The organism is Stenotrophomonas sp. SAU14A_NAIMI4_8 (assembly GCF_003086695.1).
Lineage (GTDB): Bacteria > Pseudomonadota > Gammaproteobacteria > Xanthomonadales > Xanthomonadaceae > Stenotrophomonas.
This window is the reverse complement of sequence record NZ_CP025999.1, coordinates 1,006,444-1,032,957: the sequence shown is the minus strand read 5'-3', so window position 1 is coordinate 1,032,957 and position 26,514 is coordinate 1,006,444. Positions and strand designations below refer to the sequence as shown.

General features: G+C 66.1%; 24 protein-coding genes and 5 tRNA genes. 7 read left to right on the top strand and 22 right to left on the bottom strand.

Annotated elements, in window-relative coordinates; genetic code table 11:
• Positions 1 to 6: 6 nt before the first annotated feature.
• The 17 genes from C1930_RS04630 to C1930_RS04550 form a co-directional block, all read right to left on the bottom strand.
• The gene (locus C1930_RS04630) at positions 7 to 1,656 is read right to left on the bottom strand and encodes a toprim domain-containing protein (RefSeq protein WP_108771171.1); all 1,650 of its coding nucleotides are present in this window, start codon (positions 1,654 to 1,656) and stop codon (positions 7 to 9) included.
• A 9-nt stretch (positions 1,657 to 1,665) separates the two neighbouring features.
• Positions 1,666 to 2,118: an N-acetylmuramoyl-L-alanine amidase gene (locus C1930_RS04625; RefSeq protein ID WP_108771170.1), complete on the bottom strand. Its 453-nt coding sequence runs from the start codon at positions 2,116 to 2,118 to the stop codon at positions 1,666 to 1,668.
• On the bottom strand, positions 2,115 to 2,504 hold the full coding sequence (locus tag C1930_RS04620) for a RusA family crossover junction endodeoxyribonuclease (RefSeq protein ID WP_108771169.1): 390 nt from the start codon (positions 2,502 to 2,504) through the stop codon (positions 2,115 to 2,117). The genes C1930_RS04625 and C1930_RS04620 overlap by 4 nt, the downstream gene beginning before the upstream one ends.
• Positions 2,505 to 2,570: 66 nt before the next feature.
• Positions 2,571 to 3,290 (bottom strand): DUF2815 family protein, encoded by a 720-nt coding sequence (locus C1930_RS04615; protein WP_108771168.1) that lies wholly within the window; start codon positions 3,288 to 3,290, stop codon positions 2,571 to 2,573.
• Positions 3,290 to 3,763, bottom strand: a complete 474-nt coding sequence (locus C1930_RS04610; RefSeq protein ID WP_108771167.1) for a hypothetical protein — start codon at positions 3,761 to 3,763, stop codon at positions 3,290 to 3,292. Before C1930_RS04610 ends, C1930_RS04615 begins: the two co-directional genes overlap by 1 nt.
• On the bottom strand, positions 3,760 to 3,876 hold the full coding sequence (locus C1930_RS20500; protein ID WP_164114771.1) for a DUF2167 domain-containing protein: 117 nt from the start codon (positions 3,874 to 3,876) through the stop codon (positions 3,760 to 3,762). The genes C1930_RS04610 and C1930_RS20500 overlap by 4 nt, the downstream gene beginning before the upstream one ends.
• 14 nt (positions 3,877 to 3,890) lie before the next feature.
• The gene (locus tag C1930_RS04605; RefSeq protein WP_108771166.1) at positions 3,891 to 4,172 is read right to left on the bottom strand and encodes a hypothetical protein; all 282 of its coding nucleotides are present in this window, start codon (positions 4,170 to 4,172) and stop codon (positions 3,891 to 3,893) included.
• A 74-nt stretch (positions 4,173 to 4,246) separates the two neighbouring features.
• The gene (locus C1930_RS04600; protein WP_108771165.1) at positions 4,247 to 4,864 is read right to left on the bottom strand and encodes a hypothetical protein; all 618 of its coding nucleotides are present in this window, start codon (positions 4,862 to 4,864) and stop codon (positions 4,247 to 4,249) included.
• Positions 4,865 to 4,973: 109 nt separating this feature from the next.
• Complete coding sequence (locus C1930_RS04595) at positions 4,974 to 7,445, bottom strand: DNA-directed RNA polymerase (RefSeq protein ID WP_108771164.1); 2,472 nt, start codon at positions 7,443 to 7,445, stop codon at positions 4,974 to 4,976.
• Positions 7,446 to 7,942: 497 nt separating this feature from the next.
• The gene (locus C1930_RS04585; RefSeq protein ID WP_159093541.1) at positions 7,943 to 8,461 is read right to left on the bottom strand and encodes a hypothetical protein; all 519 of its coding nucleotides are present in this window, start codon (positions 8,459 to 8,461) and stop codon (positions 7,943 to 7,945) included.
• Positions 8,462 to 8,832: 371 nt separating this feature from the next.
• Positions 8,833 to 10,167 carry a chloride channel protein gene (locus tag C1930_RS04580; protein ID WP_108755526.1) on the bottom strand — a complete coding sequence of 445 codons (1,335 nt, stop codon included), beginning with the start codon at positions 10,165 to 10,167 and terminating at the stop codon, positions 8,833 to 8,835.
• A 65-nt stretch (positions 10,168 to 10,232) separates the two neighbouring features.
• Positions 10,233 to 10,562 carry a hypothetical protein gene (locus C1930_RS04575; protein WP_159093540.1) on the bottom strand — a complete coding sequence of 110 codons (330 nt, stop codon included), beginning with the start codon at positions 10,560 to 10,562 and terminating at the stop codon, positions 10,233 to 10,235.
• A gap of 201 nt (positions 10,563 to 10,763) precedes the next feature.
• A tRNA-Lys gene (locus tag C1930_RS04570) sits at positions 10,764 to 10,839 on the bottom strand.
• Positions 10,840 to 10,989: 150 nt separating this feature from the next.
• Positions 10,990 to 11,065, bottom strand: a tRNA-Lys gene (locus tag C1930_RS04565).
• Positions 11,066 to 11,144: 79 nt separating this feature from the next.
• A tRNA-His gene (locus C1930_RS04560) sits at positions 11,145 to 11,221 on the bottom strand.
• Positions 11,222 to 11,396: 175 nt separating this feature from the next.
• Positions 11,397 to 11,473, bottom strand: a tRNA-Arg gene (locus C1930_RS04555).
• A 39-nt stretch (positions 11,474 to 11,512) separates the two neighbouring features.
• Positions 11,513 to 11,589, bottom strand: a tRNA-Pro gene (locus C1930_RS04550).
• Positions 11,590 to 11,782: 193 nt separating this feature from the next.
• Between C1930_RS04550 and C1930_RS04545 the strand changes: the two genes are divergently transcribed.
• Both C1930_RS04545 and C1930_RS04540 read left to right on the top strand, forming a co-directional pair.
• On the top strand, positions 11,783 to 12,541 hold the full coding sequence (locus tag C1930_RS04545; RefSeq protein ID WP_108755524.1) for a Bax inhibitor-1/YccA family protein: 759 nt from the start codon (positions 11,783 to 11,785) through the stop codon (positions 12,539 to 12,541).
• A 73-nt stretch (positions 12,542 to 12,614) separates the two neighbouring features.
• Positions 12,615 to 13,247 carry a flavin reductase family protein gene (locus C1930_RS04540; RefSeq protein ID WP_108771160.1) on the top strand — a complete coding sequence of 211 codons (633 nt, stop codon included), beginning with the start codon at positions 12,615 to 12,617 and terminating at the stop codon, positions 13,245 to 13,247.
• A 3-nt stretch (positions 13,248 to 13,250) separates the two neighbouring features.
• Here C1930_RS04540 and C1930_RS04535 read toward each other — a convergent pair whose 3' ends face one another.
• From C1930_RS04535 to grxC, 5 genes are all read right to left on the bottom strand, one after another.
• Entirely contained in the window at positions 13,251 to 14,153 is a 903-nt protein-coding gene (locus C1930_RS04535; RefSeq protein WP_108755522.1) for a LysR family transcriptional regulator, read from the bottom strand.
• Positions 14,154 to 14,206: 53 nt separating this feature from the next.
• Positions 14,207 to 14,950: a cysteine hydrolase gene (locus C1930_RS04530; RefSeq protein ID WP_108771159.1), complete on the bottom strand. Its 744-nt coding sequence runs from the start codon at positions 14,948 to 14,950 to the stop codon at positions 14,207 to 14,209.
• A 200-nt stretch (positions 14,951 to 15,150) separates the two neighbouring features.
• The gene (locus C1930_RS04525; RefSeq protein ID WP_108748704.1) at positions 15,151 to 16,155 is read right to left on the bottom strand and encodes an isocitrate dehydrogenase; all 1,005 of its coding nucleotides are present in this window, start codon (positions 16,153 to 16,155) and stop codon (positions 15,151 to 15,153) included.
• Positions 16,156 to 16,467: 312 nt separating this feature from the next.
• Complete coding sequence (locus tag C1930_RS04520) at positions 16,468 to 16,860, bottom strand: carboxymuconolactone decarboxylase family protein (RefSeq protein WP_108752308.1); 393 nt, start codon at positions 16,858 to 16,860, stop codon at positions 16,468 to 16,470.
• Positions 16,857 to 17,147 (bottom strand): glutaredoxin 3, encoded by a 291-nt coding sequence (gene grxC / locus C1930_RS04515; RefSeq protein ID WP_108755520.1) that lies wholly within the window; start codon positions 17,145 to 17,147, stop codon positions 16,857 to 16,859. Before grxC ends, C1930_RS04520 begins: the two co-directional genes overlap by 4 nt.
• 134 nt (positions 17,148 to 17,281) lie before the next feature.
• Between grxC and C1930_RS04510 the strand changes: the two genes are divergently transcribed.
• From C1930_RS04510 to ppx, 5 genes are all read left to right on the top strand, one after another.
• Positions 17,282 to 18,937, top strand: coding sequence for a M48 family metalloprotease (locus tag C1930_RS04510; RefSeq protein ID WP_199912006.1), 1,656 nt, complete (start codon positions 17,282 to 17,284; stop codon positions 18,935 to 18,937).
• 116 nt (positions 18,938 to 19,053) lie between these two features.
• On the top strand, positions 19,054 to 19,743 hold the full coding sequence (phoB, locus tag C1930_RS04505) for a phosphate regulon transcriptional regulator PhoB (RefSeq protein WP_108748700.1): 690 nt from the start codon (positions 19,054 to 19,056) through the stop codon (positions 19,741 to 19,743).
• 104 nt (positions 19,744 to 19,847) lie between these two features.
• Positions 19,848 to 21,179, top strand: a complete 1,332-nt coding sequence (gene phoR / locus C1930_RS04500; RefSeq protein WP_108752307.1) for a phosphate regulon sensor histidine kinase PhoR — start codon at positions 19,848 to 19,850, stop codon at positions 21,177 to 21,179.
• Between the two features lie 4 nt (positions 21,180 to 21,183).
• The gene (gene ppk1, locus C1930_RS04495; RefSeq protein ID WP_108755518.1) at positions 21,184 to 23,271 is read left to right on the top strand and encodes a polyphosphate kinase 1; all 2,088 of its coding nucleotides are present in this window, start codon (positions 21,184 to 21,186) and stop codon (positions 23,269 to 23,271) included.
• A gap of 1,380 nt (positions 23,272 to 24,651) precedes the next feature.
• Positions 24,652 to 26,178: an exopolyphosphatase gene (ppx, locus tag C1930_RS04490; protein WP_108771158.1), complete on the top strand. Its 1,527-nt coding sequence runs from the start codon at positions 24,652 to 24,654 to the stop codon at positions 26,176 to 26,178.
• Positions 26,179 to 26,514 lie beyond the last annotated feature (336 nt).

The window sequence follows — 26,514 nt, the reverse complement described above, 5'->3', positions numbered from 1 at the left end:
TCCAGGTCAGAACGGAATGGACTCATCACGGAAGCCGTGAGAGGAGCCGGAGTTGTCGTCGAGCGCGCATTCGGTCATGCGGCCGGTTTCTTGGTCGTACATCAGCCCGATGCACAGGCCGTTGGAGTCGCCAGTGAAGCGATCCTTCAGGACGCGCAGGACACGCGGCGAACCGGGCGACTGCTTGTCGCCTTCAACCGCGAAGATGAAGTGGCTCCAGAAGACGATTGCGCGTGAGCCACGCAGGTGCTTCTCCAGGACGCGACCACCTTCTTCATGGGACTTGCCCTCGGGCGTCGTCAGGTGGCTGATGTAGTACAGCGTGGAGTCCAGCTCCAGCATCAGCGCGGCCAGCTCTGCCATCATCTTGTCGATGGCCTTGCGCTCGTCCTGGGCATCCATCACTGCGGCCAGCGCCGTCAGGTGATCCAGGAAGAAGTCCCGAACACCAAAGGCGTGGTGCATGTAACGCATCTTCTCGATGATGGCTTCGTAGGTGATGCCGCCGAAGTGGTCGAAGAGATACACACGACCGGCGAGCCCTGTCAGGGTCACCTTCAGCTTCGCCGGGTCGTAGGTCGTGCCGGGTACGTGGTAGCGGACGCCGTCAATCACGCCCGCCAGCGTCTTCGCAGAGTGGTGCGGCGGCTCTTCCAGATGGAACAGAGCGATCGGCAGCTTCTCGGTGTCGCAGATGTGTGCTTCGATCTGCTTGAACACCGTCGTCTTGCCCATGCCGGTGCCACCCGCAAGGCCGTAGACCTCACCACGGCGACGACCGTAGGTCATCTTCGTGAGCGTGGGCCAGGGCCACTGAAGCTCGGATACCGAGACGGTCTCAGCCGCCTTGTCTGCGACGCTACCGATGTCCACGATTCCGTCGGGACGGAACTCTTTGGCGCCCCAGATGGCGTCGATTACCCGACTACCTTCCTTCGCCACCAGCGCCTCATTGGCGTCCTTGTAGCCGTCAATGCGACCCACCTTGCACTGACCCGGCTTGAAGAGCGGAGCGCACTCCTCAGCGGCCTTGCGACCCACCTCGTCGTCATCGAACAGCAGCACGACTTCGTCGAACTTCTGTAGCCACTGCAGTGCCGCACCCAAAGACTTCTTCGCCGCTGGCGCCCCGTTGGGCAGGCTCACGACCGGCCATTTGTGGCCCTGGAGCTGGGATACCGACAGGGCATCAATCTCGCCCTCGACGATCACGATCTTGCGGCCACCGTCGCGCCACAGCCATTGGCCGTACAGACCAACGTGCTTGAAGTCGCCGACGGTCTGAAAGCTCTTGTCCTTCCAGCGCAGTTTCTGCGCAACCGGTCGCCCCGCCTCGTCGCGATAAACCGCGATCTGGCACGTCTCCATTTCCTTCGTCTTCGGATGCGGCACTTGGCCTACCAAGTAGCCCCACTTCTTGCAGGTTTCATCTGTCAGGCCACGCGATGCGAGGGCGCGCACTTCGCCGGTCGCCAGCGCACGCGGCTTCTTGCCGGTCGTCGGTTCCTGCGGTGCCGCGCCCTCGCCCGGCGTGTAGTGGTTACAGACGAAGCAGTAGGAGTGCCCATCGGTGTAGAGCGCGTTACCGTCGCTGCTTCCACATTCATCGCAGGCGCCCTTGCTCACGAGTTCGCTGTCGGTTGTCGTCTGTTCCACGTTCGTTCCTTACAGAGGGTTGTTGGCTAGCCACTCCTTCACGTCGAATGACGGACAGGCCTTGCCCTTGTTGAGGTCGCGATGACCTACGATCTGTGCGTTGGGGTAGAGCGCCTTGAGCTTCTTCAGCAGGAAGCGCAGTTCGTGGAACTGCTGTGGCGTGAAGTTGTTCTCGGCGACGTTGACGTCGTGCTCGGTGACACCACCGACGAGGCAGATGCCCAGGCTCTTGCCGTTGAAGCCGGACACGTGCGCGCCTGGGCGGGTGTCCTCGCGCCCCTTCTCCAGCGTTCCGTCACGTCGAATGACGTAGTGGTAGCCGATGTCGAAGAAGCCGCGCTGCAGGTGCCACTTGCGGATTTCCGCCTTACCAACGTCCATCGACGGGCGGGTGGCAGCGCAATGGACCACGAGGTAGGCGATCTTGGAGGCGTCCAGCGCCTTGAAGGTCGGGCCACTCATGCGTGGAATACCGAGACGTCAATCTGATCGTCCGGTCCCCACTGCTTGATGACGGCCAGCTCGCGAACCAGCGTGTCGTCGGACCACAGTTCAGCCTGCGTCATCGCGTCAAGCACGCCCTTGGCGAAGTTGTCCACGTCCGGCTTCGGGTGCGGCAGCTTGGTGGTCTTCGGCTTCTTGAGGGTCACCGTGATGCAGACGCGCACCGGTACTTCGATGAACTCGCTGTAGTCGAAGTCGCGCCGGAAGTCGGCCGACAGGGTCTTCAGGTACTCGGTGTATTCCTTGGGGTTGTACGTGCTACTGATGACCTTGCCGTTCACCAGGAAGGCACGGTGCCGGGCGCGCGGCGTTGGCATTGCCGCCCGGTTGAGGAGGAAGCGCATGGTGTTGCTCCAGAAAGGCGAAAGGCCCCACGAGGGGGCCTTCCGGGCTGCTACAGGGCGGGCGACTTAGAAGTCGTCGGTGCCGCCGTCGCCGGCAGCGCTGTCGTCAACCGAGCCTGCGTCGTCACCGACGTCTTCCTCGGCGCTGTAGCCGTCTTCGGCGCCGAAGCCGTATGCGCTGGCCGAACGGCCCCCACCGGACACGAGGTCGATGACCTGCACCGCCTCCAGTCGCAGGGTGACGCCCACGACGTTGTCGTTGGCGGCGTAGTACGGCACGGCTTCAACCGCCACCTTCAGCACGCTACCGCCGTAGATGGCCGGGGCCTTCGCCGGGAACGGCTTGCCCTTGGCATCGAACAGCTTCGGCGCGCGGGTCCACGGCTTGCCATCCTTCTTGCTGATGCCGCTGGCCTTCATCTTGGCCTTCAGGATCAGGTTGCCGGTTTCTTCGCCGGTATCGTCGTCGCATTCCATCTCGCCGATGTCGCGGACGGTAAGTTCCTTCGCCTTCTTCTTCTGCTTGCCGTCGCCGGCCATCAGCTCTTCGCGCTTGGCCTCGGCGAACTCGTCGCGCATGGCCTTCAGGCGCTCCAGGATGCCGTCGAGGTCGATTTCGTTGCGGCCGATCAGGCCCACTTCGGTCTGGCCTTCCTCGTACCGCAGCTTCACTTCATAGACGCCGTCCGGGTCGAACTTGGTGTCCGGGGTGTTCAGCTTCGGGAAGATGGCCGGGGCCTTCGGCAGCAGCAGCTTGATGACCGGGTATGCGTTGTTCTTTGCCATTAGGCGGTGACTCCTTCGGTTACGACTGCCGTCTTACGGGCGGGGCGGTTGGGGGTACGCGGCGGGGCCTGGATCAGGTCCAACTGCGGTGCTACATCCGGGGCCGAGGACACGGCCGGTGCGTCCGGAGCCGAGGTGGCGGCCGGCGCTGCCGGGGTCTGCGGTTCGTCCTGCTGCTCTTCTTCGGTCTCCGGCTCGGCGTCGATGACGACTTCGGCGCACGTGGTCCATGCGCCACGCAGCGGCACGCGATTGATGACGAACAGGAACGCGTGCTGGCTGTACTCGAACTTGACTTCGCCGCGCACGTCCACGGTCATGCCGTGATCAATGCTTAGCACGGCGCCGGCGTCATCCACGGTGGCAACGGTGGCGACCGTCTGGCAGTTGCCCAGGCCACGCTCGGCGTTACGCGAGATGGCTTCAGGGTCGATCAGGAGAACCTTGCGAGTACCTTCAGCGAGGATCTTCATGCGCGCTCCAGGACCAGCATCAGCTCGTCGAAGTTGAGGTTTGCCAGGGTGTCGTCCGACAGGTAGCCGCTGTCTTCCAGCTCGGCGACCGCCGAGTTCAATTTGCCGATCATGTGGATGCTCCAGATCAGGCGCGCCGCAGTTCGCTCGTGGCGTAGTCGCGGATGGCCTGGATTTGATGGGTGTAAGGGGATTCGAGGTCGTTCATGGCGCGTCGTGAGACGGCGACCACGTCGTACGGGTCGAGCCCTGCTGCCTCGGACATAGCGGTGAGCGCTACGGCCGTGGAGAAGAGCTGCATTGAGGGCGAGGTGCCCTGGATGTGGTTGATCTGCTGGACCGCGAGCGGCCTGCATGCGCTGAGGTCAGGCATGCCGATCTGATCGCGGACGGACTGGGCTGAGGCCATTGGGTCTCCCAAGGACGAGGAAGCCCCGACCGGAGCCGGGGCGGTTTGGTCGTGCTTGGGTGCGACTTAATTGCTCACCACTCGAAGGAGGTGACGTCCAGGTAGACCTGACAGTGGCGGCGCAGGTAGCTCAGTACCGGCCGGTCAGGCGTGATGCTGCGGTGGGTGAGGCGCGCGAAGATCCGCCAGCCATCCTTCGTGGCCTTCGTTCCGCGATGCGGCGTCAGCTGGTCCATGCTCGTCCACACCTGGGGAACGATCTTCTGCACAGCGGCGCCCGACTCGCGGATGCCTTCGGCCAGCTCTCGATGCCCGCGCGGCGTCGGCAGGTCCAACGGTGTGACGAGGAACTCCGTCTCGGGGCCGTCGGACACCCACAGCAGCATCGGCGGTGCGAGGTCGCTCGTCTGTCGGTAGTCCACGACGCCAGCGGCGTTACGCGGCACGTTGTCGCAGTGCCAGTTCGGAATGCACGGGTACTGATCCTTCATCAGCATGTGGATCTTCAGGTCCAGCTCCCACTCTTCCGGGTTGTCCACCGGGGCGCTGCGGTACAGCGCGGCCAGCTCGGGCATCAGCTCGTAGGCCAGCGGCAGCGGGCATCGGAACAAGCCGCAGGACAACCGAGCGAGCATGTGTTGGGGGAACTCCAAGGCGGTCTTCAGGATCGGAACCGGCGTGTTGAACTGCATTTCGTCTCTCCAGAAATGAGGAAGCCCCCGGCCGGATGGCCGAGGGCGACTTGGTCGTGCTTGGGTGCGCCTTAATCACTTCACGGATGCATATCCGATCGTCGATGTATTAGGCAAATAGATAGTCGGACTCCCGGATGCCTTCCAGCTCCAGCGTCCCCATCGGCGGCAGCGGTGCCAGTTCATCGACCAGCTCCGGCGCGACCATGGTCAGGTGACTGACCACTTCATCCCGGAACATCTCCAGGCGATTCGGCGTGTACTGCTGCACCAGCGCCTCACGGATCACTGCATGGAGCATATCGGTGTCGGCCGCATGTGTTCCGAAGGAGTCGTGGATGACCGCGAGCGCGCTGATGCCGTTCAACCGCGCCAGTTTCGCCGTACGCATCAGGTGTGCGCCGTCCAGGCTGTGTACGTAGTTCGGCGCGATGCCGGCCGCCTGCCTGCGGCTGTCGATCACCGAGGTCTCGGCGTTGAGCGTCAGCTCCACGCGCTGGCCGTTGACGAACACCTTCACGCGCGTGCCCTTCTCCTCCTTGTAGGCCTGCATGACCGGCAGACCCATCGGCGTGGTCCAGCGCATCGGCAGGTTGGCCTTGGCGACCACCTTGGAAGAATGCTGCAGCCACTCCATGGCGCCGCGAGCGGCCACCACCACCTTGCCCAACGCGATCCAGATGCAGTCGGCGGCGTAGACGCAGGCCTTGTAGAGGTCCACGTCGTTGTTGAGGTACGTCGATCCGTCCTCCTGCTCTTCCTCGACTGCCTTCAGGATCATCTTCGCCATGCCCAGCTTCGTCGCGGAGTAGCAGAGGGTCATGGTCGGGTGCTTGCTGATGCTGCGCTTGAACTTGCCAGCCCAGGCAGCGGCGAACTCGGCGTACTTCTCCTCCCCTGCCCGGCCGTCGCTGATGATCTGCGCCTCCTTGTAGACGGCCGTGTAGATGTCGCCCGGCTTGTCCTGCGGAACCAAGTTGACGGCCTTCCCGCCCACCGGATCACGCAGCAGCGCGCTGAAGTGCTGAAGGCCCGAGCACGAGCCGTCCATGGCGATGGCGAGGTGCGACACGTAGGCCTCGCCCTGCAGCTTGTAGCCCACCCACTCCATGCAGGCCGCCAGCGCACACACCTTGCTGTCGGCGGTTTCCCAGAAGCGCGCGCCATCCAGCGGGTCCATGCCGCTGTCGAGGATCTGCTCCTCGTTCTCCATCACCCACTGGACGCGGTCCTCGAAGGACACCTTGTCCACACCGAAGCAGTTCGCGATGTGGACTGCGAGCCAGTACGCGCCGGTATCTCCCAGGGCCTTGCCTTCAGAGAACCGCAGGAGACCCTTGGACAGGTCGCTGCCCTGCGGCGACAGGTACGCGGAGAACGGGTACACGCGGCCCCGGAAGTCCAGGTAGTGCGGGAAGTAGATGGCAGCGTCGTCTGCGAACTTGCCGGCCACCGACAGTGCCTTGGCGACTTGGGCGCGCTGGGAGATGCGCTTCGCGTTCTTCTCGTGGATACGTGCGCACTTGCCCTTGAACACCTTCAGCTCTTCCTGCTGGTCCAGCGTCATGTGCTCCTTCGCGAGGTCTGCAGGGATGCCGTAGGGGCGCGGTGGCATCGGCTCATCGTGGGCCGGGGGCATGCAGGGACTGTTCTCCTCCGCGTCCACGATGGCCTGCAGCACTTCGTAGACCGGCTTGTTGATCTGCCACGCGGTCGCCTGCACGGCGTTGATGGATTCCAGGACGTCGGACAGGTCCAGCCCGCCCAGCTCGGTCATATAGTCCTTGTTGGACGTCGCGACCAGCTGCGTAGGGAGGAACTTGGTGAGGTAGCCGCCTTCATAGGCGTTCCGCCAGGGCATCGGCGGGTGGACCATCGGCTGATATTGCGGGCACAGGAGGGCGCACTGATCGTGGGCCTTCTCGATCACCGCCAGCCAGCTCTCCTCGAACTGGACCTCGACGACGGTGTCGTGGGTGCCTCGGGACACGCGCTCCAGCTTCACCATCCCGGTGGCTTCGATGAACAGCTCCAGCAGCTTCATACCCAGGTTCAGCATCTCCTGGTCGTCCCAGGTCACCGCCTGCGCGCCGTAGCGGCTGCAGACGACGCTGTAGACCTTGGAGCGGTGCCGGGCGTTGTTCACGCTCTTGAGCTGATCGGCCACCTTCTTGTAGAGGCCCTTCTTCTCGTCGGCCAGCTTGCTGATGTTCAAGTGGGCCTCCACCGAGCGTCCGATGTTCAGCGCCACGCTCTGCACGGTCCGCTTCTTCGCGGTGGCGCCGTCCAGCGCACCTCGGGCCGCCAAGTAGGCCGCCTCGTACTCGTCGAGCTGGCACACGTAGGGCAATGCCATGTGCTTGCGACCGGCCTTGCCGTTGCCTGCCTCCTCAATGAACGCCACGATCCGCGCTGCGGTGGGCTCGACGGCCTTCTTCAGGAGACGCACGCCCGGCAGCATCTCGGACTCCGGGGTGTCCGCGCGCATGTCGCTGTAGGCCTTCTGGCCGAGGGTCACGGATTCCGCTTCGAGGGTTTCCTGACGGTCGCGCAGGGACTGAAGGTTGCTCTGGATGTTCACTTAAGGTCTCTCCTGTAGAAGGTGGGCTTCGCCCTTGGGTGCGCCTCAATCGAATGGATGCATATCCGCTCGCTGATGCTTTAGGGCGCAACTTCCCCAGCACGGCCGAAGGCCGCCTGAGGGGCAAACTAGGGAATGGGTGGGATTCGCCATCGTACACGGATTCATATCCGCTAGTCGATGTATTTCGCGCACGGGGGCGCTGACTCGTTCAGAACGAGCCTCTGGGGCGTCTCACGTCGTGAGCAGGACCGGCAGTAAGGTGAGCGGCATGAGCACCGCAGACGACCCCAAGCAAGCAGCCGCCCCACAGGCACCCAGCGAGCAGCCGGTGGACCCCACGAAGATGGCCCCAACGTCCTGGCACCTGATGCTCACGGACAAGCGCAGCCCTGAAGAGCAGGCGCAAGCCCGGCAGCGGGAAGCCGACAGGCGAGCCGGGAGGAAGCGCGGGAAGTGGTGGGAGAAGACGCCCTGACGGGCGTCTGGGACTGTCCTCAGTCCTGGAAAGTGTTCATCTGGAATCTCAGCATGCGAAGTGCCTCGGCGCTCTTGGGCATAAAACCGCTGCGCTGCGCCAAGCGAATCCCGTCATCGGCAAGCGTGTACACCTTGCCGCGCATGTGGTCGATATGGAACGACACGAAGCGCTCCTGGTTCAACTCTCGAAGAGCCAGGTTCACATCGGCCTGAGGCCAGTCACCAAGCGCCAATGCGCGCAACATCCCACGCACTTCATTCCCGGACAGGTAACCAGCATCGACGGTCCTCAGGGCCTTCACGACCTCTAGGGCCAACCCTTCAGGCTTCCAGCTTTCTTGCTGCGGCGTGGGGGCTGCAGGTTCCTTTTCCGGGACCGCCGCAGCAGCCGCCGCCGAACGACGCTCTACTAAGATGAGAAACAGCGTCCAACCCATGAAGACGCTAAGTATCGCCCAGCGGGGCAGCACCACCTCGACGCTTAGCCACTTCCCGATAACGGGAAGCTTGTTCAGCGCCCAGCCGCCTGCGGCCAAGATTGCGCCTGCGACTACAGCCTCAACAACTGAGCGCCAAGAAATCTTACTGTCCGCCACCGCTGCCCCCGTTCATTGATCGTGCGCCGACAAACCTCAGGTCCGTGGGGCCATCTTAACGGTGCCGAGGTGTGGCAAATGCGTGTGCCAGCACGACGGCACAATTAGCCAATTTGGGTGTGCCAACTGTGCCACTGTGCCGCGACTGTGCCAGAAGCCCGCGCGTAAACGTCTGATTTAAAAGGGACCGGAAAGGAACCTAAATCCAGGGCGTCTACCAATTCCGCCACTTTCGCGTGGCCGGCACAGGCGTTCATTGTCGCAGGCGGGGCTGCAAAGCGGAAGGCGTGACAAAGCTGAACACGCCTTTTTCAGGGGCCAGGCGCGGCCGCGGTGGGTGCCGGGGCCGGCATCGCCGCGGTCAGGCGTTCGGCCAGCGCACGGTAGATCGGCACGTGGCAGACCCACGACGAGGCCACCCGCGCCAGCAGCACCGCGGCCAGGATCGGCAGCAGCATGTCACTGGTATCGGTCAGTTCCAGCGAAATGACCGCCGAGGTGAGCGGCGCCTGGGTCACCCCGGTCAGGTAGGCGCACATGCCCAGCACCACCACCGCGGCCGGGTCCACGCCGGGCAGCAGCACGGCCAGGTTGTGGCCGATGCCGGCGCCCACGGCAAGCGCCGGCGAGAACAGCCCGCCGGGAATACCGGCCACATACGACACCAGGTTGGCGGCAAACTTCATCGCCCCGAAGCTGTGCCCCACCCCGCCACCGCCCTGCACCAGTTCGCGGGCCTGCTCGTAGCCGGTACCGAACGCGCCCAGCCCGAACACCAGGCCCAGCACGGCCAGGGCCAGCCCACAGGCGCCGGCGAACAGCACCGGGTGCGCACTGCGGCTGCGACCCAGCCAGCGCGGCCGGCCGTCCACGGCGGCCAGCACCAATCGGCTGAAGAACCCACCGGCCAGGCCACCCACCAGCCCACACAGCAGCACCGCCAGCCAGCCCATGCCCAACGGCAGCGTGGCGCTGACCCGGCCGAAATAGGTGTAGTTGCCGAGCAGGCCCAGCGACACCACGCCGGCCACGATGACTGCAGTCAGCAGGGTGCCGGAGAAGCGGTGTTCGAAGCGGCCGGACAGCTCTTCGATGGCGAACACCACGCCGGCCAGGGGCGTATTGAAGGCCGCGGCGATACCGGCGGCGCCACCGGCCAGCAGGAAATGGGTCGCCTGGCGTGGATCGCGGAAACCGAACGTGCGGCCGATCATGTACATCAGGCTGGCGCCGATGTGCACCGTAGGGCCTTCGCGCCCCACCGACGCACCGCCCAGCAGGGCCAGCACGGTCAGGCCCAGCTTGCCCAGTGACACCGGCAGGGACAGGTTCTGCTTGCGGAAGGCACGGTCTGGGGTATCCAGCGCGGCGATGACCTGCGGAATGCCACTGCCCCGGGTCGGCCGCAGAATGCCTTGGGTCAGCCAGGCCAGCAGGGCGAACAGCGCCGGGGTCAGCAGCAGCGGCCACCACGGCGAGGCGTCGTGCACGCGACGGAACACCGCGAACGCCCCGTCGCTGGCCTTGGCGAAGACAATCGCGGCCAGCGCCACGGCCACCGCGCCGCCCCACAGGGCCAGGCGTTCCAGCCACTGCTGGCGCGAACCCAGCCAGCGCGGGCGGGAGTGGGAGGTATCGGGATCCATGCCGGTATTTTCCCACCCCCACTGCGCAGGCACTGTGCAGGGCTTGGCCGTCCCCCTTGCCGGGGTCAGGGCGCGGGATCGACCGGCCGGGCGGGCTGCGCATCGTCGCCCGCCGCAGCCGCCTCGGCTTCGTCCAGGGTGCGGATCTGCATCGCCTGCCCATCGGCCGAGCGCTGCACGGCGACGCCTGCGGGGGCGGACGGCTGCCCTTCGGCAGGATCCAACGGCTGTGCGGGCTGGAACGCACTGCCCTCCGGGCGCTCGACGGTGTGCGCGGGATCGGGCGCCGCCACGGCAGCCTCCGCCTGCACCGGTGGGTCAACTGCGACACATCCCGCAGCGGCGATCGCGACGAGTAGTGCCACGGCGAGAGCAGGACGATTGATCGGGGCCATCAGAGCCTTCCTGGAAGATGCGCACGGCGGCGCGGAATCCTCATTGGGAAGCACTCGCCAAGGGCACGCTGGGATGCAGTGCACATCCTGCGAAACACCGCTGACGCATGTGGCACGGATGCGACCTTTGGGCGCTGCGCCCCTGTCGCGAATAGCGCAGAAAAGAAAAAAGCCACCTGGCGGACCAGGTGGCTTTCGTCTTGGTGGGCTGTCAAGGATTCGAACCTTGGACCTATTGATTAAGAGTCAACTGCTCTACCAACTGAGCTAACAGCCCGAAATCGGGGCGCGAATTATGACCCGATCCGCGAGGGCGTTGCAAGCACTTTCTTCAACAGCGTTGAAACAAGCACTGCAACCTGCGATCCATCGCGAAGGGTTACATCTGAAGAAAAAAGCCACCTGGCGAACCAGGTGGCTTCCGTCTTGGTGGGCTGTCAAGGATTCGAACCTTGGACCTATTGATTAAGAGTCAACTGCTCTACCAACTGAGCTAACAGCCCGTGAAACTCAGACGCACATTGTAACGTGCATTCTGTTTATTGCAATACCGTGTCGGCGTTGCCGATGCGGTTGAATCAGTGGGGTGGCTGAGGGGATTCGAACCCCCGACCACCGGAATCACAATCCGGTACTCTAACCAACTGAGCTACAGCCACCACTGAAACTTTCGCTGCACCGCCGATGCTGCTGGCGTTGAAGCTTGATACGTTGCCCGGGGCCGTTACCGAAGTTCCGATCCGCCGAAGCGAGTCCGACATTCTGGTGCAGCCGCCGCGCTTTTGCAAGCACTTCTTCACATCGCACCGGCGATACCCTGGACTGTCGCGCCGATGGCGCGCCCGACAGGAATCGAACCTGTAACCGCCGGCTTAGAAGGCCGGTGCTCTATCCAGTTGAGCTACGGGCGCCCGAACCGGAACGGCGTCCAATCCGACATGGCATGGGATTGGTCGGGGTAGAGGGATTCGAACCCCCGACATCCTGCTCCCAAAGCAGGCGCGCTACCAGACTGCGCTATACCCCGGTGATGCTTCCCCGCCAGGCACAGGCCCGGCGAGCTGGCCATTGTGGCCAAGCGTGGCGCAGCCTGTCAACGCGGCCGGCAGCCACCCGGGCGCCCCGGCGCGGCCACCACAGCAGCGTAAGCAGCCATCGGCTATGATCGCAGCGAGCGGCCGGATGGCCGTATCGATCCCCTTTTCGCACGGAGACTTCGCATGCGCAGCGGCAACCCGGCTCTTTCCGAGTCGACCTTCCTGGACCTGGCCAGCGGCTCGGTGGTCACCCACCCCGACCAGGCCATGACCCTCAACGGCACCGTCAACAAGACCGGCATCCTGCTGCTGTTGACCGTGCTGACCGCTGCCTTTGCCTGGAACCAGACCGTGGACGACTACGGCCAAGTGATGGCCGGGGCGAAGCTGTACGCCATGGGCGGCGCGATCGGCGGCCTGTTGCTGGCACTGATCACCGTGTTCAAGAAGGAATGGTCGCCGGTGACCGCGCCGCTGTACGCATTGGTGGAAGGCCTGTTCCTGGGTGCCATTTCCGCGGTGTTCGAGCTGCGCTTCCCGGGCATCGTGTTCCAGGCCGTGCTGCTCACCTTCGGCACCCTGTTCGCCCTGCTGATGGCCTACCGCAGCGGCCTGATCAAGGCGACCGAGAACTTCAAGCTGGGCGTGGTCGCGGCCACCGGCGGCATCGCCCTGCTCTACCTGGCCTCGTTCGTGCTGGGCTTCTTCAACATCAACGTGCCGGTGATCCATGACGCCAGCTGGCTGGGCATTGCCTTCAGCCTGTTCGTGGTGGTGGTGGCCGCACTGAATCTGGTGCTGGATTTCGACTTCATCGAAAGCGGCGTGGCCCAGCGCGCGCCGAAGTACATGGAGTGGTATGGCGCATTCGGCCTGATGGTGACCCTGGTCTGGCTGTACGTCGAATTCCTGCGCCTGCTGTCGAAGATCCAGCAGCGCTGATCACAGACACGGCTGTAAACGACAAACCGCGATCCGCAAGGGTCGCGGTTTTTTTCATCTGGAACCCCACCCCATGCAGAACACCTCCCTCCCCCGCTTCCACAGCTACCGCCCGGCCGAAGGCCACGGCCTGCCGCACGATCCGTTCAACGCCATCATCGGCCCGCGCCCGATAGGCTGGATTTCCAGCTGCAACGCCGAGGGCGCGCTGAACCTGGCGCCCTACAGCTTCTTCAACGCGTTCAACTACATCCCGCCGATCATTGGCTTCTCCAGCCAGGGCCGCAAGGATTCGCTGCACAACATCGAGGCCACGGGCGAGTTCGTCTGGAACCTGGCCACGTTCGCGCTGGCCGAAGCGATGAACGAGAGCTGCCGCGCGGTGCCGCCGGAGGTGGACGAGTTCGCCCTGGCCGGGCTGACCCCACTGGCGTCCACCCAGGTGCGCCCGCCGCGCGTGGCGCAGAGCCCGGTCAGCATGGAGTGCCGTTGCACGCAGATCGTGCGCCTGCGCGATGCCGCCGGGCAGGACACCAACGGCTGGCTGGTGCTGGGCGAAGTGGTGGCCGTGCATATCGACCAGCGACTGCTGGTGGATGGCATCTATGACACCGCCGCCGGCGATCCCATCCTGCGCGGCGGCGGCCCGGCCGACTACTTCCGGGTCACTGCCGAACAACGCTTCCGCATGTTCCGCCCGGCCTGAGCATCAGCCACTGCGCCACGCCGCATAGTGCGTGGCCAGATGGTCGATCAGCGCCCGCACCTTGGGCGCCAGCGCACGTGCGTGCGGATACAGCGCGAAGTAGCAGCGCTGGCCACCATGCCAGGCCGGCAGCACGCGCACCAGGCGACCGGCACGCAGGTCCTCCTGCACGGTCAATGCGGTGAACAGGCTGATGCCCATGCCCGCCAGCACCGCCGCATACAGGGCCGGCGTGGCGTCCACGCGCAGGCGCTGGCCGGCGTCGATCGTGGCGGTGGCGGCACGCGGGCCGTGCAGGTGCCACGGCGCACTGGCAGCGGTGGGGCTGAAGCCCAGCAGCGCATGCTGCTGCAGATCCGCCACCTGCCGCGGCAAGCCATGCCGCGCCAGATACGCTGGCGCCGCCACCAGGATGCGCGGGCAACGGGCCAGCTCGCGCGCTACCAGCTGACTGTCCGGCAGCGATGGCGCAATGCGCAGGGCAAGATCGAAACCGCCGCCCACGATGTCGACCAGTTGATCGTCGGCCGACAGATCCAGCGAGACCTGCGGGTAGCGGGCGAGGAAAGCCGGCAGCCAATGCGGCAGTTCCTGGCTGGCCACCACCTGCGGCACGCTGATGCGCAGCCGCCCACTGGGCTGTGCCTGGCCGGCGCGGGCGCGATCATCGGCCGCGTCCAGGCGATCCAGCAGGCCGACCGCTTCGCCGTAGTACTCGCGGCCGGCCTCGGTGAGCGACAGGCGGCGGCTGTTACGGTCGAGCAGGCGCACCTGCAGGTGCTCTTCCAGTTGCCGCAGTTGCCGCGACATTGCCGAATGGGTGGTGCCCTGGCGCTCGGCGGCGGCGCTGAAACTGCCTGCTTCGACGATGGCGCGCAGCGCGCGCAGGGCGGCGAAGTGATCCATCGAAGACAGCCCCCGGGAAGCGGAGCCCGCGATCTACGGGCCCCGCCAGCTTATCAAGCGCCGTCGCCAGCCTTGCGCACCGGCAGTGCCAGGACCGCATCGGTGCTCAGCACCTGGCCGAAGGCATCTTCGATCTGCGCCAACGATGCCTCGTGCAGCGCGCGGTGACCGATACGCTGGCCGCCGGCCAGGTCCAGATCCCGGCTGGCAGTGGCATCGCCGGCCACGATCACCCGGTAGCCGCGCGGGGCGGCGGCGGCGTCGCGGGCAGCACCGACCACGCAGGCGTGGGTCTGCAGGCCGGTCACGATCAGGGTGTCGATGCCCGCGTCCTTCAACGTCTTGTCCAGCACGGCGGCCGAGGCACCGGCGAACACGCTCACGTTGTCCTTCTGCACCACAGTGTCGCCGGGGCGCGGCTGCAGGTCACGGTGGAAGGCGGCGTTGACGCTGCCCTGCGCGAACAGCGGTGCAGCGGCCGGCAACACGTGCTGCACATGGATGACGCGGATGCCATTGGCATCGGCGAAATCGACCACGCGCTTGGCCTGTCGCAGCGCCGCCTTGCCATCGGGAATGACCATGCGCCCGCCGCTGAAGCCCGGCGCGGCACTGGCATCGAAGTATTCGTTCTGGAAGTCTATGACCAGCACCGCGGTCGTCGCTGCATTCAGTGCAGTGACCGAAGGCGCACCGGCCATGTGGCGGATGGTGGGATGGGAAGGCGCGGCCGCGGCGACGGGGGCGGTGACGGCGATGCCGATCAGGCTGGCCAGGCCAAACGCGGAAAGGTTCATGGGGCAGCTCCTGTGCAAGGGAAAGTCGGCACAGGATGCGCAGCCGATGGCGCACGGACCAGCCGTGTTGCGGCACATGATCTGTGCGGGAAACGCACAGATTGGCGTTCCCTCATCCACGCGTGCGTGGATCCACCCGCAAGCGCAACGGGGCGCCCGAAGGCGCCCCGCTGGGTATCCAACCGCGATCGACCGTCCGCTTACAGGCGGGTGGCGATGGCCTTGGCGAAGCCCATGGTGGTGCCGGTGCCGCCCAGGTCGCCGGTCAGCGAATCCTTGGCTTCCATGGTGGCGACGATGGCCTTGCGCAGGCGCTCGGCGTTTTCCGGCTGGCCGATATGGTCCAGCATCTGTGCGGCTGCCAGCAGCAGCGCGCACGGGTTGGCCTTGCCCTGGCCGGCGATGTCCGGCGCGGTGCCGTGCACGGCTTCGAAGATCGCCGCGTCCTTGCCGATGTTGGCACCCGGGGCCAGGCCCAGGCCGCCGACCAGACCGGCGCAGAGGTCGGAGATGATGTCGCCGAACAGGTTGGTGGTGACGATCACATCGAACTGTTCCGGACGCATCACCAGCTGCATGCAGCAGTTGTCGACGATCATTTCCTGGAACTCGATGTCCGGGTACTGCGCGGCCACTTCACGGGCGACGTTCAGGAACAGGCCCGAGGTCGACTTGATGATGTTGGCCTTGTGCACGGCGGTGACCTTCTTGCGGCCGACGCTGCGGGCCAGCTCGAAGGCGTAGCGCACGATGCGCTCGGAGCCCTTGCGGGTGATGCGGGTGCCCGAGAAGGCGGTCTCACCGTCAGCCGAGACTTCCTGACCTTCAGCCAGGTACGCGCCTTCGGTGTTCTCGCGCACGGTGATCAGGTCGACGTTGTCGAAGCGCGACTTGGTGTTCGGGAAGGTGTGGGCCGGACGCACGTTGGCGTACAGGTCGAAATGGCGGCGCAGGCTGACGTTGATCGAGGTGAAGCCACCACCGACCGGGGTGGTCAGCGGGCTCTTCAGCGCCACCTTGTTGCGCGCGATCGATTCCAGGGTCACCGCCGGCATCAGGTCGCCGTGCTTTTCCAGGGCCACCAGGCCGGCGTCGGCGTCTTCGTACTCCAGGCCAGCGTTCAGCTGGTCCAGCACGTACAGGGTGGCGTCCATGATTTCCGGGCCGATGCCGTCGCCGCGGATGACCGTAATTTTCTGCGTCATTGATCGATGTTCCGAACAGGGGGAAGTACGCCGTCCGGACGTGCCCGGAAACGCCGGCGCAAAGGAAGTTTCACCCGCAATTATGCCTTAGCCGGGGCCGAGGTCCCAAATAGACCATGGTCCGGTAGCGCCGGGCCATGCCCGGCGGTCGGGACACCCGCTATTCGCCGGGCATGGCCCGGCGCTACCAGGAGCCGATCAAGGCTCCTGGGCTGAGAGATAGCGGTAAAGGCCCCTGCGCGCGTCCGGTAGCGCCGGGCCATGCCCGGCGGCCGTTTGTTCAGGCAATGCCGGCCAGCGGCCGGCGCGGCTTCAGTGCTCGTGTGCTTCGGGTGCGGCGGCGCCGCCTTCCAGCTGGTCGAGGAAATCGACGGCGCGGCGCAAGTGCGGAATGACGATCGAACCGCCCACCACCAGGCCCACCGAGAAGGTCTCGAAGAACTCTTCGCGGGTGACCCCGGCGTCCTTGCACTGGGCCACGTGATAGCTGATGCAGTCATCGCAGCGCAGCACCATCGAGGCCACCAGGCCCAGCAGTTCCTTGGTCTTCACATCCAGCGCGCCGGCCTGGTAGGTCTGCGTATCCAGCGCGAAGAAGCGGCGCACGACCTGGTTGGGCTCACCCAGGATGCGCTCGTTCATGCGCTTGCGGAACGCGGTGAACTCGGCGATGCGGTCCTTGCTGCCCTCGTCGGCGGCGCTCATGCCTGGCCCTGCCCGGCCAGCAGCGGCTCAAGCTTGCCTTCACGGTGCAGGGCCATCATGTCGTCATAGCCTCCAACATGGACGTCACCCACGAAGATCTGCGGCACGCTGGTACGGCGGGTCAGCGCCATCATCTTCTCGCGCTCGGCCGGGTCCAGGTCGATGCGGACCTCGGTCCACTGCTGGCCCTTGCTCTTGAGGAAGTTCTTGGCGGCCACGCAGTACGGGCAGACGGCGGTGGAATAGATGGTGATGGCGGGGCTGGCGCCGGTGGGCTGGGCTGTCACGGGAAACTCCACGATGGATCGACGGTCTGTATATGGTACCGGTGCGCTGGAATTTCCACGCCACCACCGCAACACTGTGGATTAACGAAGGGTTGCCCCCCTGCCCTGCCACGCTGTGCCCGCCCTGCCCGAGGATGTCCCGCTTGCGAGCCCTGCTGCTGACCACCGCCGTTACCCTGGCCCTGGCCATGCCGCTGGCCCGCGCCCAGGAAAAGCTGCCCGACATCGGCTCGTCGGCCGGCGAGCTGCTGACCCCGGCCCGCCAGGCCGAGTACGGCGCCATGATGCTGCGCGAGCTGCGCAACTACGGTTACCTGCTGGACGACCCGCTGGTGAACGACTGGCTGCAGACCATGGGCACCCGGCTGGGCTCCAACAGCGACCAGCCCCGCCAGTCCTACACCTTCTTCATGATGAAGGACCGGCAGATCAATGCCTTCGCCACCCTGGGCGGCTATATCGGGGTCAATGCAGGCCTGGTGCTGACCGCCGAGCGCGAAGATGAAGTGGCTGCGGTGCTGTCCCATGAAATCGCCCACGTGACCCAGCAGCACGTGCTGCGCGGGGTTGAACGGGCCCAGCGCGACCAGATTCCGATCCTGCTGGGCATGCTGGCGGCGGTGGTGGCCGCCCAGGCCAGCGGCGGCAATTCGTCCGGCGACGCCACCATGGCCGCGATCAGTTCCGGCATGGGGCTGATGCAGCAGCGGCAGATCAACTACACCCGCTCCAACGAATCCGAAGCCGACCGCCTGGGCATCCGCACCCTGTCGCGCAGCGGCTACGACGTGGACGCGATGGCCGGCTTCTTCGAACGCATGTCCGCGGCGATGCGCGGCAACGACGGCGGCTACAGCATTCCCGATTTCCTGCGCACCCACCCGGTCAACACCACGCGCATCAGCGAAGCCAAGGCGCGCGCCGAGCAGATGAAGAAGGACACGGTGGTGCTGACCACCACCACCCCGGGCGGTGAGCGCAAGGAGCGGGTGAATCCTGCCGACCCCAGCCTGTCCGAGCCGCTGTTGCGCGGCAACAACCCGCTGCTGCCCGGCAGCGTGCTGCGCCTGCCGATCGGCCAGCTCAACCGCGGCCCCAGCGGCGATTTCGACTGGGCCCGCGAGCGCCTGCGCGTGCTCAGTGGCGACAACAGTGGCGAGGTGGACCGTGAGTACGCCGATCTGGCCAAGCGGCAGAAGAACGGGCTGACCGATGCGCAGCGCTACGGCCAGGCCCTGGCCGGCATGCGCGGCAGCCGCAGCGGTGCGCTGCAGTCGCGCCAGGCGCTGGCCGCCCTGGCCCAGACCCACCCCGACAACCTGTGGCTGGCACTGGCCCTGGCCGAAGCCGAATCGCGCTCGGGCCAGCCCGCCCAGGCCAACGCGCGCTTCGAACAGCTGCTGCGCCAGCACCCCAACAGCCGGCCGGTGGCGCTGACCTATGCCGAGATCCTGAACGAACAGGGCGGGCGCGAGGCCGGCCAGCGCGCCCAGGCCATGCTGCGCCCGCTGCTGTCGCAAAGTGGTAACGATCCGGTCTTCCAGCAGCGTTACGCCCGTGCCAGCGAACTGGCCGGGGACAGCGTGCGCGCCAGCGAAGCCTATGCCGAAGCCGCCTTCCTGGGGGGCCGCCCGGAACAGGCGCTGATGCAGCTGCAGGCGCTGAAGCGCAATCCGGAGCTGGACTACGTGGGCCGCGCGCGCGTGGATGCGCGCATCGAGGCGATCACCCCCACCGTGCTGGAGCTGCGCCGCCAGGGCGTGCAGGACCCGGAGCTGGACCGCCGCTGAGGCGCGGATGACCGGAGTGTGGCAGCGGAAGATTTATCCGGCCGGGTCGTCACAAACATGTCATCAAACCGTAGTCTACTGGCACCACTCCAGTAACCGAGCCCTACGGTGTCCTCGTGCAGAAACGCATCCTGATCGTCGACGACGAGCCCGCGATCCGAGAAATGGTCGCCTTCGCCCTGCGCAAGGGCGATTACGAGCCGGTCCACGCGGGCGATGCCCGTGAAGCCCAGACCGCCATCGCCGACCGCGTGCCGGACCTGATCCTGCTGGACTGGATGCTGCCGGGCACCAGCGGCCTGGACCTGGCCCGTCGCTGGCGCAAGGAAACGCTGACCCGCGAAGTGCCGATCATCATGCTGACCGCACGCGGCGAAGAGAACGATCGCGTGGGTGGCCTGGAAGCCGGCGTGGACGACTACGTGGTCAAGCCGTTCTCCGCGCGCGAACTGCTGGCGCGCATCCGCGCGGTCATGCGCCGCGCCCGCGATGACGACGAGGACGGCAGCGTGTCGGTCGGTCCGATCCGCATCGACGGCGCCGCCCACCGCGTGTTCGCCAACGACCAGCCGGTGCCGATCGGCCCGACCGAATACCGACTGCTGCACTTCTTCATGACCCACCCCGAACGCGTGTATACCCGCGCGCAGCTGCTGGACCATGTGTGGGGCGGCAGCGTGTACGTGGAAGAGCGCACCATCGACGTGCACATCCGCCGCCTGCGCAAGACGCTGGAACCGTTCAATGCCGAGAACATGGTGCAGACCGTGCGCGGCGCCGGTTACCGCTTCTCCACCGCGACCTGAGCCTCGTCGTGCCGGCACCGCGCACCTGCCGGTGCCGGTGTCGGCAACTCTGCTATAACCCTCGGTTCACCGCGTGAACCGCCGCCTCCAACGACGAGACCGCAATGCCCCGCCACATCCGCTCCGCCTGGTTGAAGACGCTGGCCTCCGTGGCAGCGGTATTGGTGCTGGCCGGCGTGGTCGGGTGGTTCAGTGGGCATCTGTGGCTGTGCATCGCGCTGGCCGCCCTGGCCACGCTGGCCTGGCACTACTGGCGCCTGCGCAGCGTGCTGCGCCGGCTGACCGCGCGCCAGCGCTGGGAAACCGCCGAGGAAGGTTCCGGCGTGTGGAACGAGCTGGACCGCCTGCTGTACCGCAACCAGGTGGAAATGCGCGTGCGCAAGCGCCGCCTGCTGGACATGCTGCGCAGCTACCGTGCCGCCGCTGCCGCCCTGCCCGATGCGGTGGTGGTGCTGGACCGCAACAGCCAGCGCGTGCAGTGGTTCAACGAAGCGGCCACTGCCCTGCTCGGCCTGCACCACCCCGGCGATCTGGGCGAAGCGCTGGTGGACCGCCTGCAACCGATGCCGCTGGCCCACTGGCTGGCCGGCGGGCGCAATGCCGAACCGATCCTGGACGTGCCCTCGCCGGTCGACCCGGCCATCCGCCTGAACCTGCGGCTGATCCCCTATTCGCAGGACTATTGGCTGCTGATCGCGCGTGATGTCAGCAAGCTGCTGCGACTGGAACAGGTGCGTCGCGATTTCGTGGCCAACGTGTCGCACGAACTGCGCACGCCGCTGACCGTGGTGCATGGCTACCTGGACATGATGGACCCGGAGGATTTCCCGGGCACCGGCCCGATGCTGGAAGAAATGCGCAAACAGAGCCAGCGCATGGCCCAGCTGGTGGAAGACCTGCTGACTCTGTCGCGGCTGGAATCGCAGGAACACAGCGAGGAAGAGACCGTGGCCATGCAGCCGATGCTGGCCACCCTGCGCCGCGAAGCGGAGGCACACAGCCAGGGCCGCCACCAGATCAACGTGGACGACCTGGCCGGGGTGGACCTGCAGGGCTCGACCAAGGAGCTGCACAGCGCCTTCTCCAACCTGGTGACCAACGCCGTGCGCTACACCCCGGCCGGCGGCCGCATCGACGTGCAGTTCCGCCGCGAAGGCGACGGCGTGGTGCTGGCCGTGCGCGATACCGGTTACGGCATTCCGGCCAGCCACCTGCCGCGCCTGACCGAACGGTTCTACCGGGTGTCCAGCAGCCGCTCGCGCGAGAGCGGCGGCACCGGCCTGGGCCTGTCCATCGTCAAGCACATCCTCGGCCTGCACCACGCCCGGCTGGAAATCGACAGCGAAGTCGGCAAGGGCTCGGTGTTTGCCTGCCATTTCGATGCCGACCACGTACGAACGCGCGACACCGCCCCCCTGACTTCCATCGAAGAATGACGCCATGAGCAGCCTCGGATCCCTCCCCCTCCCCGTGAGCCCGGACAGCGATCCGTTGCGTGACCCGGCGCTGTACATCAACCGCGAGCTGTCGCAGCTGGATTTCAACTTCCGCGTGCTGGCCCAGGCCATGGACGCGCAGGTGCCGCTGCTGGAGCGCCTGCGCTTCATGTGCATTTCCTGCACCAACCTGGATGAATTCTTCGAGATCCGTGCCGCGGCCGTGCGCCACGCGCAGGAATTCGGCCTGCCGCCGGCCCCCGATGGCATGAGCCCGCAGACCATCCTCAATGCCATCCACGACCGGGCCGCGGAACTGGTGGACCAGCAGTACCGCTGCTGGAACGAGACCCTGCGCCCGGCGCTGATGGAGGCCGGCATCGGCGTGCTCGGCCGACATTCGTGGACCCACCGCCAGAAGCGATGGCTGCGCGCGTACTTCCGCAACGAGATCATGCCGGTGCTGTCGCCGCTGGGCCTGGACCCGGTGCATCCGTTCCCGAAGATCCTCAACAAGTCGCTGAACATCGTGGTGGTGCTGAAGGGCACCGATGCGTTCGGCCGCGCCGGCCACCTGGCGATCGTGCGCGCGCCGCGCTCGCTGCCGCGCATCATCCAGCTGCCGGAAAAGCTGGGGGGCCCGCAGAACTTCGTGTTCCTGTCCTCGGTCCTGTCCACGTTCGTGGATGAACTGTTCCCGGGCATGGAAGTCCAGGGTGCCTACCAGTTCCGCGTCACCCGCAATTCGGAACTGGTGGTGGACGAGGAAGAAGTGGAGAACCTGGCGCTGGCCCTGCGCGACGAGCTGGTGGACCGCGGCTATCGGCCGGCGGTGCGGCTGGAGATCGCCCATGACATGCCGCGCGAGATCGTGCGCACCCTGTTGCAGAACTTCGGCCTGACCGAGAACGCGGTGTACCGCATCGACGGCCCGGTGAACCTCAACCGCATCATCCAGCTGTACGACCTGATCGCGCAGCCGGACCTGAAGTACCCGCCGATGACCCCGCGCACGCTGCGCGACAGCGACGGCATCTTCGACACCGTGGCCCGCCAGGACCTGCTGCTGCACCACCCGTTCGACGCGTTCAGCGCGGTACTGGACCTGATCAAGCAGGCCGCGACCGACCCGAACGTGCTGGCGATCAAGCAGACCCTGTACCGCACCGGCAAGGACTCGCAGATCGTGGAGGCGCTGATCCAGGCCGCCCGCAACGGCAAGGACGTGACCGTGGTGGTGGAACTGCGCGCGCGCTTCGACGAAGAGGCCAACCTGGGCCTGGCCGACCGCCTGCAGGAAGCCGGCGTGCAGGTGGTGTACGGCGTGGTGGGCTACAAGACCCACGCCAAGATGCTGCTGATTGTGCGCCGCGAGGGCCGCAAGCTGCGCCGCTACGTACACCTGGGCACCGGCAACTACCACAGCGGCACCGCCCGCGCGTACACCGACATCAGCCTGATCACCGCCGACGCGGATATCGGCAACGATGTGCACCTGCTGTTCCAGCAGCTGTCGGGGCTGGCGTCGAAGATGAAGCTCAAGCGCCTGCTGCAGTCGCCCTTCACCCTGCACACCGGCATCCTGGCCAGGATCGAGCGCGAAACCCGCGTCGCCGCCGCCGGTCGCCCGGCGCGCATCATCGCCAAGATGAACGCACTGAACGAACCGCAGGTGGTGCGCGCGCTGTACGCCGCCTCGCAGGCCGGGGTGCAGATCGACCTGATCATCCGCGGCGCCTGCACCCTGCGCCCGGGCGTGCCGGGGGTATCGGACAACATACGCGTGCGCTCCATCGTCGGACGTTTCCTGGAACACAGCCGGGTGTACTGGTTCGGCAATGACGGCGCGCCGGAAATGTACTGCGCCAGCGCCGACTGGCTGGAACGCAACCTGCTGCGCCGGGTCGAAACCGGCTTCCCGATACTGGACCCGGAACTGGCCAAGCGGGTCTACCGCGAAGTGCTGCAGAACTACCTGGACGACAACCTCAACGCGTGGGAGCTGGACGCCGAAGGCGTGTACCACAAGCGTGCCCCGGCCCACGACGAAGCGCCGCATTCGGCGCAGATGGCGTTGATGCAGGGGCTGTGATGCGGTAGGTGCCGACCTTGGTCGGCACGTTGGGATTCATCCACGCATGGCGTGGATCTACCGTGTCGACCCAGGTCGACACCTACCCACAGCAGCACAGGACGGCATTCCCCCAGAACACCGGGGTCAGAGCCCGTTGCGCAGCAACGGGATCCGACCCCGTGCCGTCCGGACAGCCGGTAGGTGCCGACCTTGGTCGGCACGTTGGGGCCCATCCACGCATGGCGTGGATCTACCGTGTCGACCCAGGTCGACACCTACCCACAGCAGCACAGAACGGCATCCCCCTAGAACACCAGGGTCAGAGCCCGTTGCGCAGCAACGGGATCCGACCCCGTGCCGTCCGGACAGCCGGTAGGTGCCGACCTTGGTCGGCACGTTGGGGCCCATCCACGCATGGCGTGGATCTACCGTGTCGACCAAGGTCGACACCTACCAACAGCAGCACAGGTCGGCGTCGCCATAACACCGGGGTCAGAGCCCGTTGCGCAGCAACGGGATCCGACCCCATCCCGTCCGGACAGCCGGTAGGTGCCGACCTTGGTCGGCACGTTGGGGCTCATCCACGCATGGCGTGGATCTACCGTGTCGACCAAGGTCGACACCTACCCACAGCAGCACAGGACGGCGTCGCCATAACACCGGGGTCAGAGCCCGTTGCGCAGCAACGGGATCCGACCCCGTGCCGTCCGGACAGCCGGTAGGTGCCGACCTTGGTCGGCACGTTGGGGCCCATCCACGCATGGCGTGGATCTACCGTGTCGACCCAGGTCGACACCTACCCACAGCAGCACAGGACGGCATCCCCCCATAACACCGGGGTCAGAGCCCGTTGCGCAGCAACGGGATCCGACCCCGTGCCGTCCGGACAGCCGGTAGGTGCCGACCTTGGTCGGCACGTTGGGGCTCATCCACGCATGGCGTGGATCTACCGTGTCGACCCAGGTCGACACCTACCCACAGCAGCACAGGACGGCATCCCCCCATAACACCGGGGTCAGAGCCCGTTGCGCAGCAACGGGATCCGACCCCATCCCATCAGCTGGCAGAGAACTGTCGAAGGCGGGGTGGGTCCGGTTGCGGGGTGTCCGCGGCATGGGCCCGAGGCACGCCTCGGGCGGGTTGGGCAGGACGCCCAACCCCGGTCTTGCCGTGTGCGCAGGAAAGCGCACACGAGCAAGCCGCGGCCAAGCCTACAAGGACGTACTTGCGGCGTCCCCCGCAACCGGACCCACCCCGCGATCCCACGCAATGCCAGCTTTTGACGTTGCCGTTGACGTTGATCCGGCAGGTGCAGGGCGCAGCCCTGCCACACGCCCCCTACAAAATGTGAAGGCCGCGCGGTGACGAGCACACCGCCCCTTCGGCTAACATTCGCCCATGCCGCATACCACCACGACTCCGCCCGCATTGCAGGATGGCGACCTGCTGGCCGCCATCGACCTTGGCTCCAACAGCTTCCACATGGTCATCGCGCGCTACACGCTCGGCCAGCTGCGGGTGATCGACCGCCTGCGCGAAACCGTGCGCATGGCCGATGGCCTGGATGGCAAGGGCGGCCTGTCCGCCGCCGCACGCCAGCGCGCGCTGGAATGCCTGGCCCGCTTCGGCCAGCGCATCCGTAACGTGCCCCCGCACCGGGTGCGCGCCCTGGCCACCAACACCGTGCGCCAGCTGCGCTCGCCGCAGGCCTTCCTGATGCCGGCCGAAACCGCGCTGGGGCATGCCATTGAAGTGGTGAGCGGGCGCGAAGAAGCGCGCCTGATCTACCTGGGCGTGGCCCACGCACAGCCGCCCAAGCCCGACCAGCGCCGCCTGGTGATCGACATCGGCGGCGGCTCCACCGAATTCATCATCGGCCAGGGCATGCAGACCTTGGAACGCGAGAGCCTGCAGGCCGGCTGCATCGCCAGCACCCGCCGCTTCTTCCCCGGCGGCAAGCTCAGCCGCAAGCGCTGGAAGGATGCGCTGGCCGAGATCGGCCGCGAGTTCCAGCCCTTCGCCAGCAAGTACCGCGTGCTGGGCTGGCACGAGGCGCTGGGCTCGTCGGGCACGCACAAGGCGATCAGCGAGATCTGCGCCAGCATGAAGCTGAGCAAGGGCGCGATCACCGCCGAAGCCCTGCCGCAGCTGCGCGACGAGCTGCTGAAGGCCAAGAAGATCGACGACATCGAATTGCCCGGCCTGTCCAGCGACCGCCGGCCGATCATCGCCGGCGGCATCCTGGTGCTGGAAGCGGCCTTCCAAGCGCTAGGCCTGCAGAAGCTGCTGGTCAGCAAGGCGGCCATGCGCGAGGGCATCCTGTACGACATCCTGGGCCGCGCCGGCGAGAACGATCCGCGCGACGAATCGGTGGCCGCGCTCACCCAGCGCTACGGCATCGATACCGCCCAGGCCGACCGCGTGCAGGAGACCGCGCTGGGCCTGCTGGAGCAGGTGCAGGAACGCTGGAAGCTGGATGCCGACGATGCGCGCATGCTGGGCTGGGCCGCGCGCCTGCACGAGCTGGGCCTGATGATCGCCCACAGCGGCTACCACGTGCATGGCAGCTACGTGCTGGAGAACTCCGACATTGCTGGCTTCTCGCGGCAGGAACAGCAGATGCTGGCCGCCCTGGTGCGCAGCCACCGGCGCAGCGTCGGCAAGTCCGCCTTCGATGCCCTGCCCGAGCGCCTGCTGCTGACCGCACGGCGCCTGACCGCGCTGCTGCGCCTGGCCGTGCTGCTGAACCGCGCCCACGAAGACGTGCCGCCGCCGGCGCTGGAACTGACCGCCGACGACAGCCGGCTGTCGCTGATCGTGCCGCAGGCGTTCATTGATGCACGCCCGCTGCTGCGCGCCGACTTGATCGGCGAGACCGAAGGCCTGGCTGGCCTGGGCCTGCAGTTCCGCCCGTTCGTGGTCTGAGCGCCGCCCCGACGGACAGCCCTGCCCCTGCCGCAGCACCCCGACAACGGCCCCTCAGCGGGCCGTTGTTCGTTGCGTTTTGCGCAGTTCACTAGCTGAATGCGGATTCAGGTTTCTGATTCGCGCCTGACCCGTGACTTTGGTCATGACGCTAAGCCCTTGCTTTTGTTCAAATTGCGTGAACTGAACGCGAAAAATTGCGACACAATTTGCAACACCCTCTTTACAGGTGGTTAACGAACGAGAATAAATCGAAGTCACCGGCTCAGTCCCAACAGGCGAATCCGGCTTTCGCAGGCCCTTTTGGCCTGCATCTGCAGACTCAACGAGAGAGAG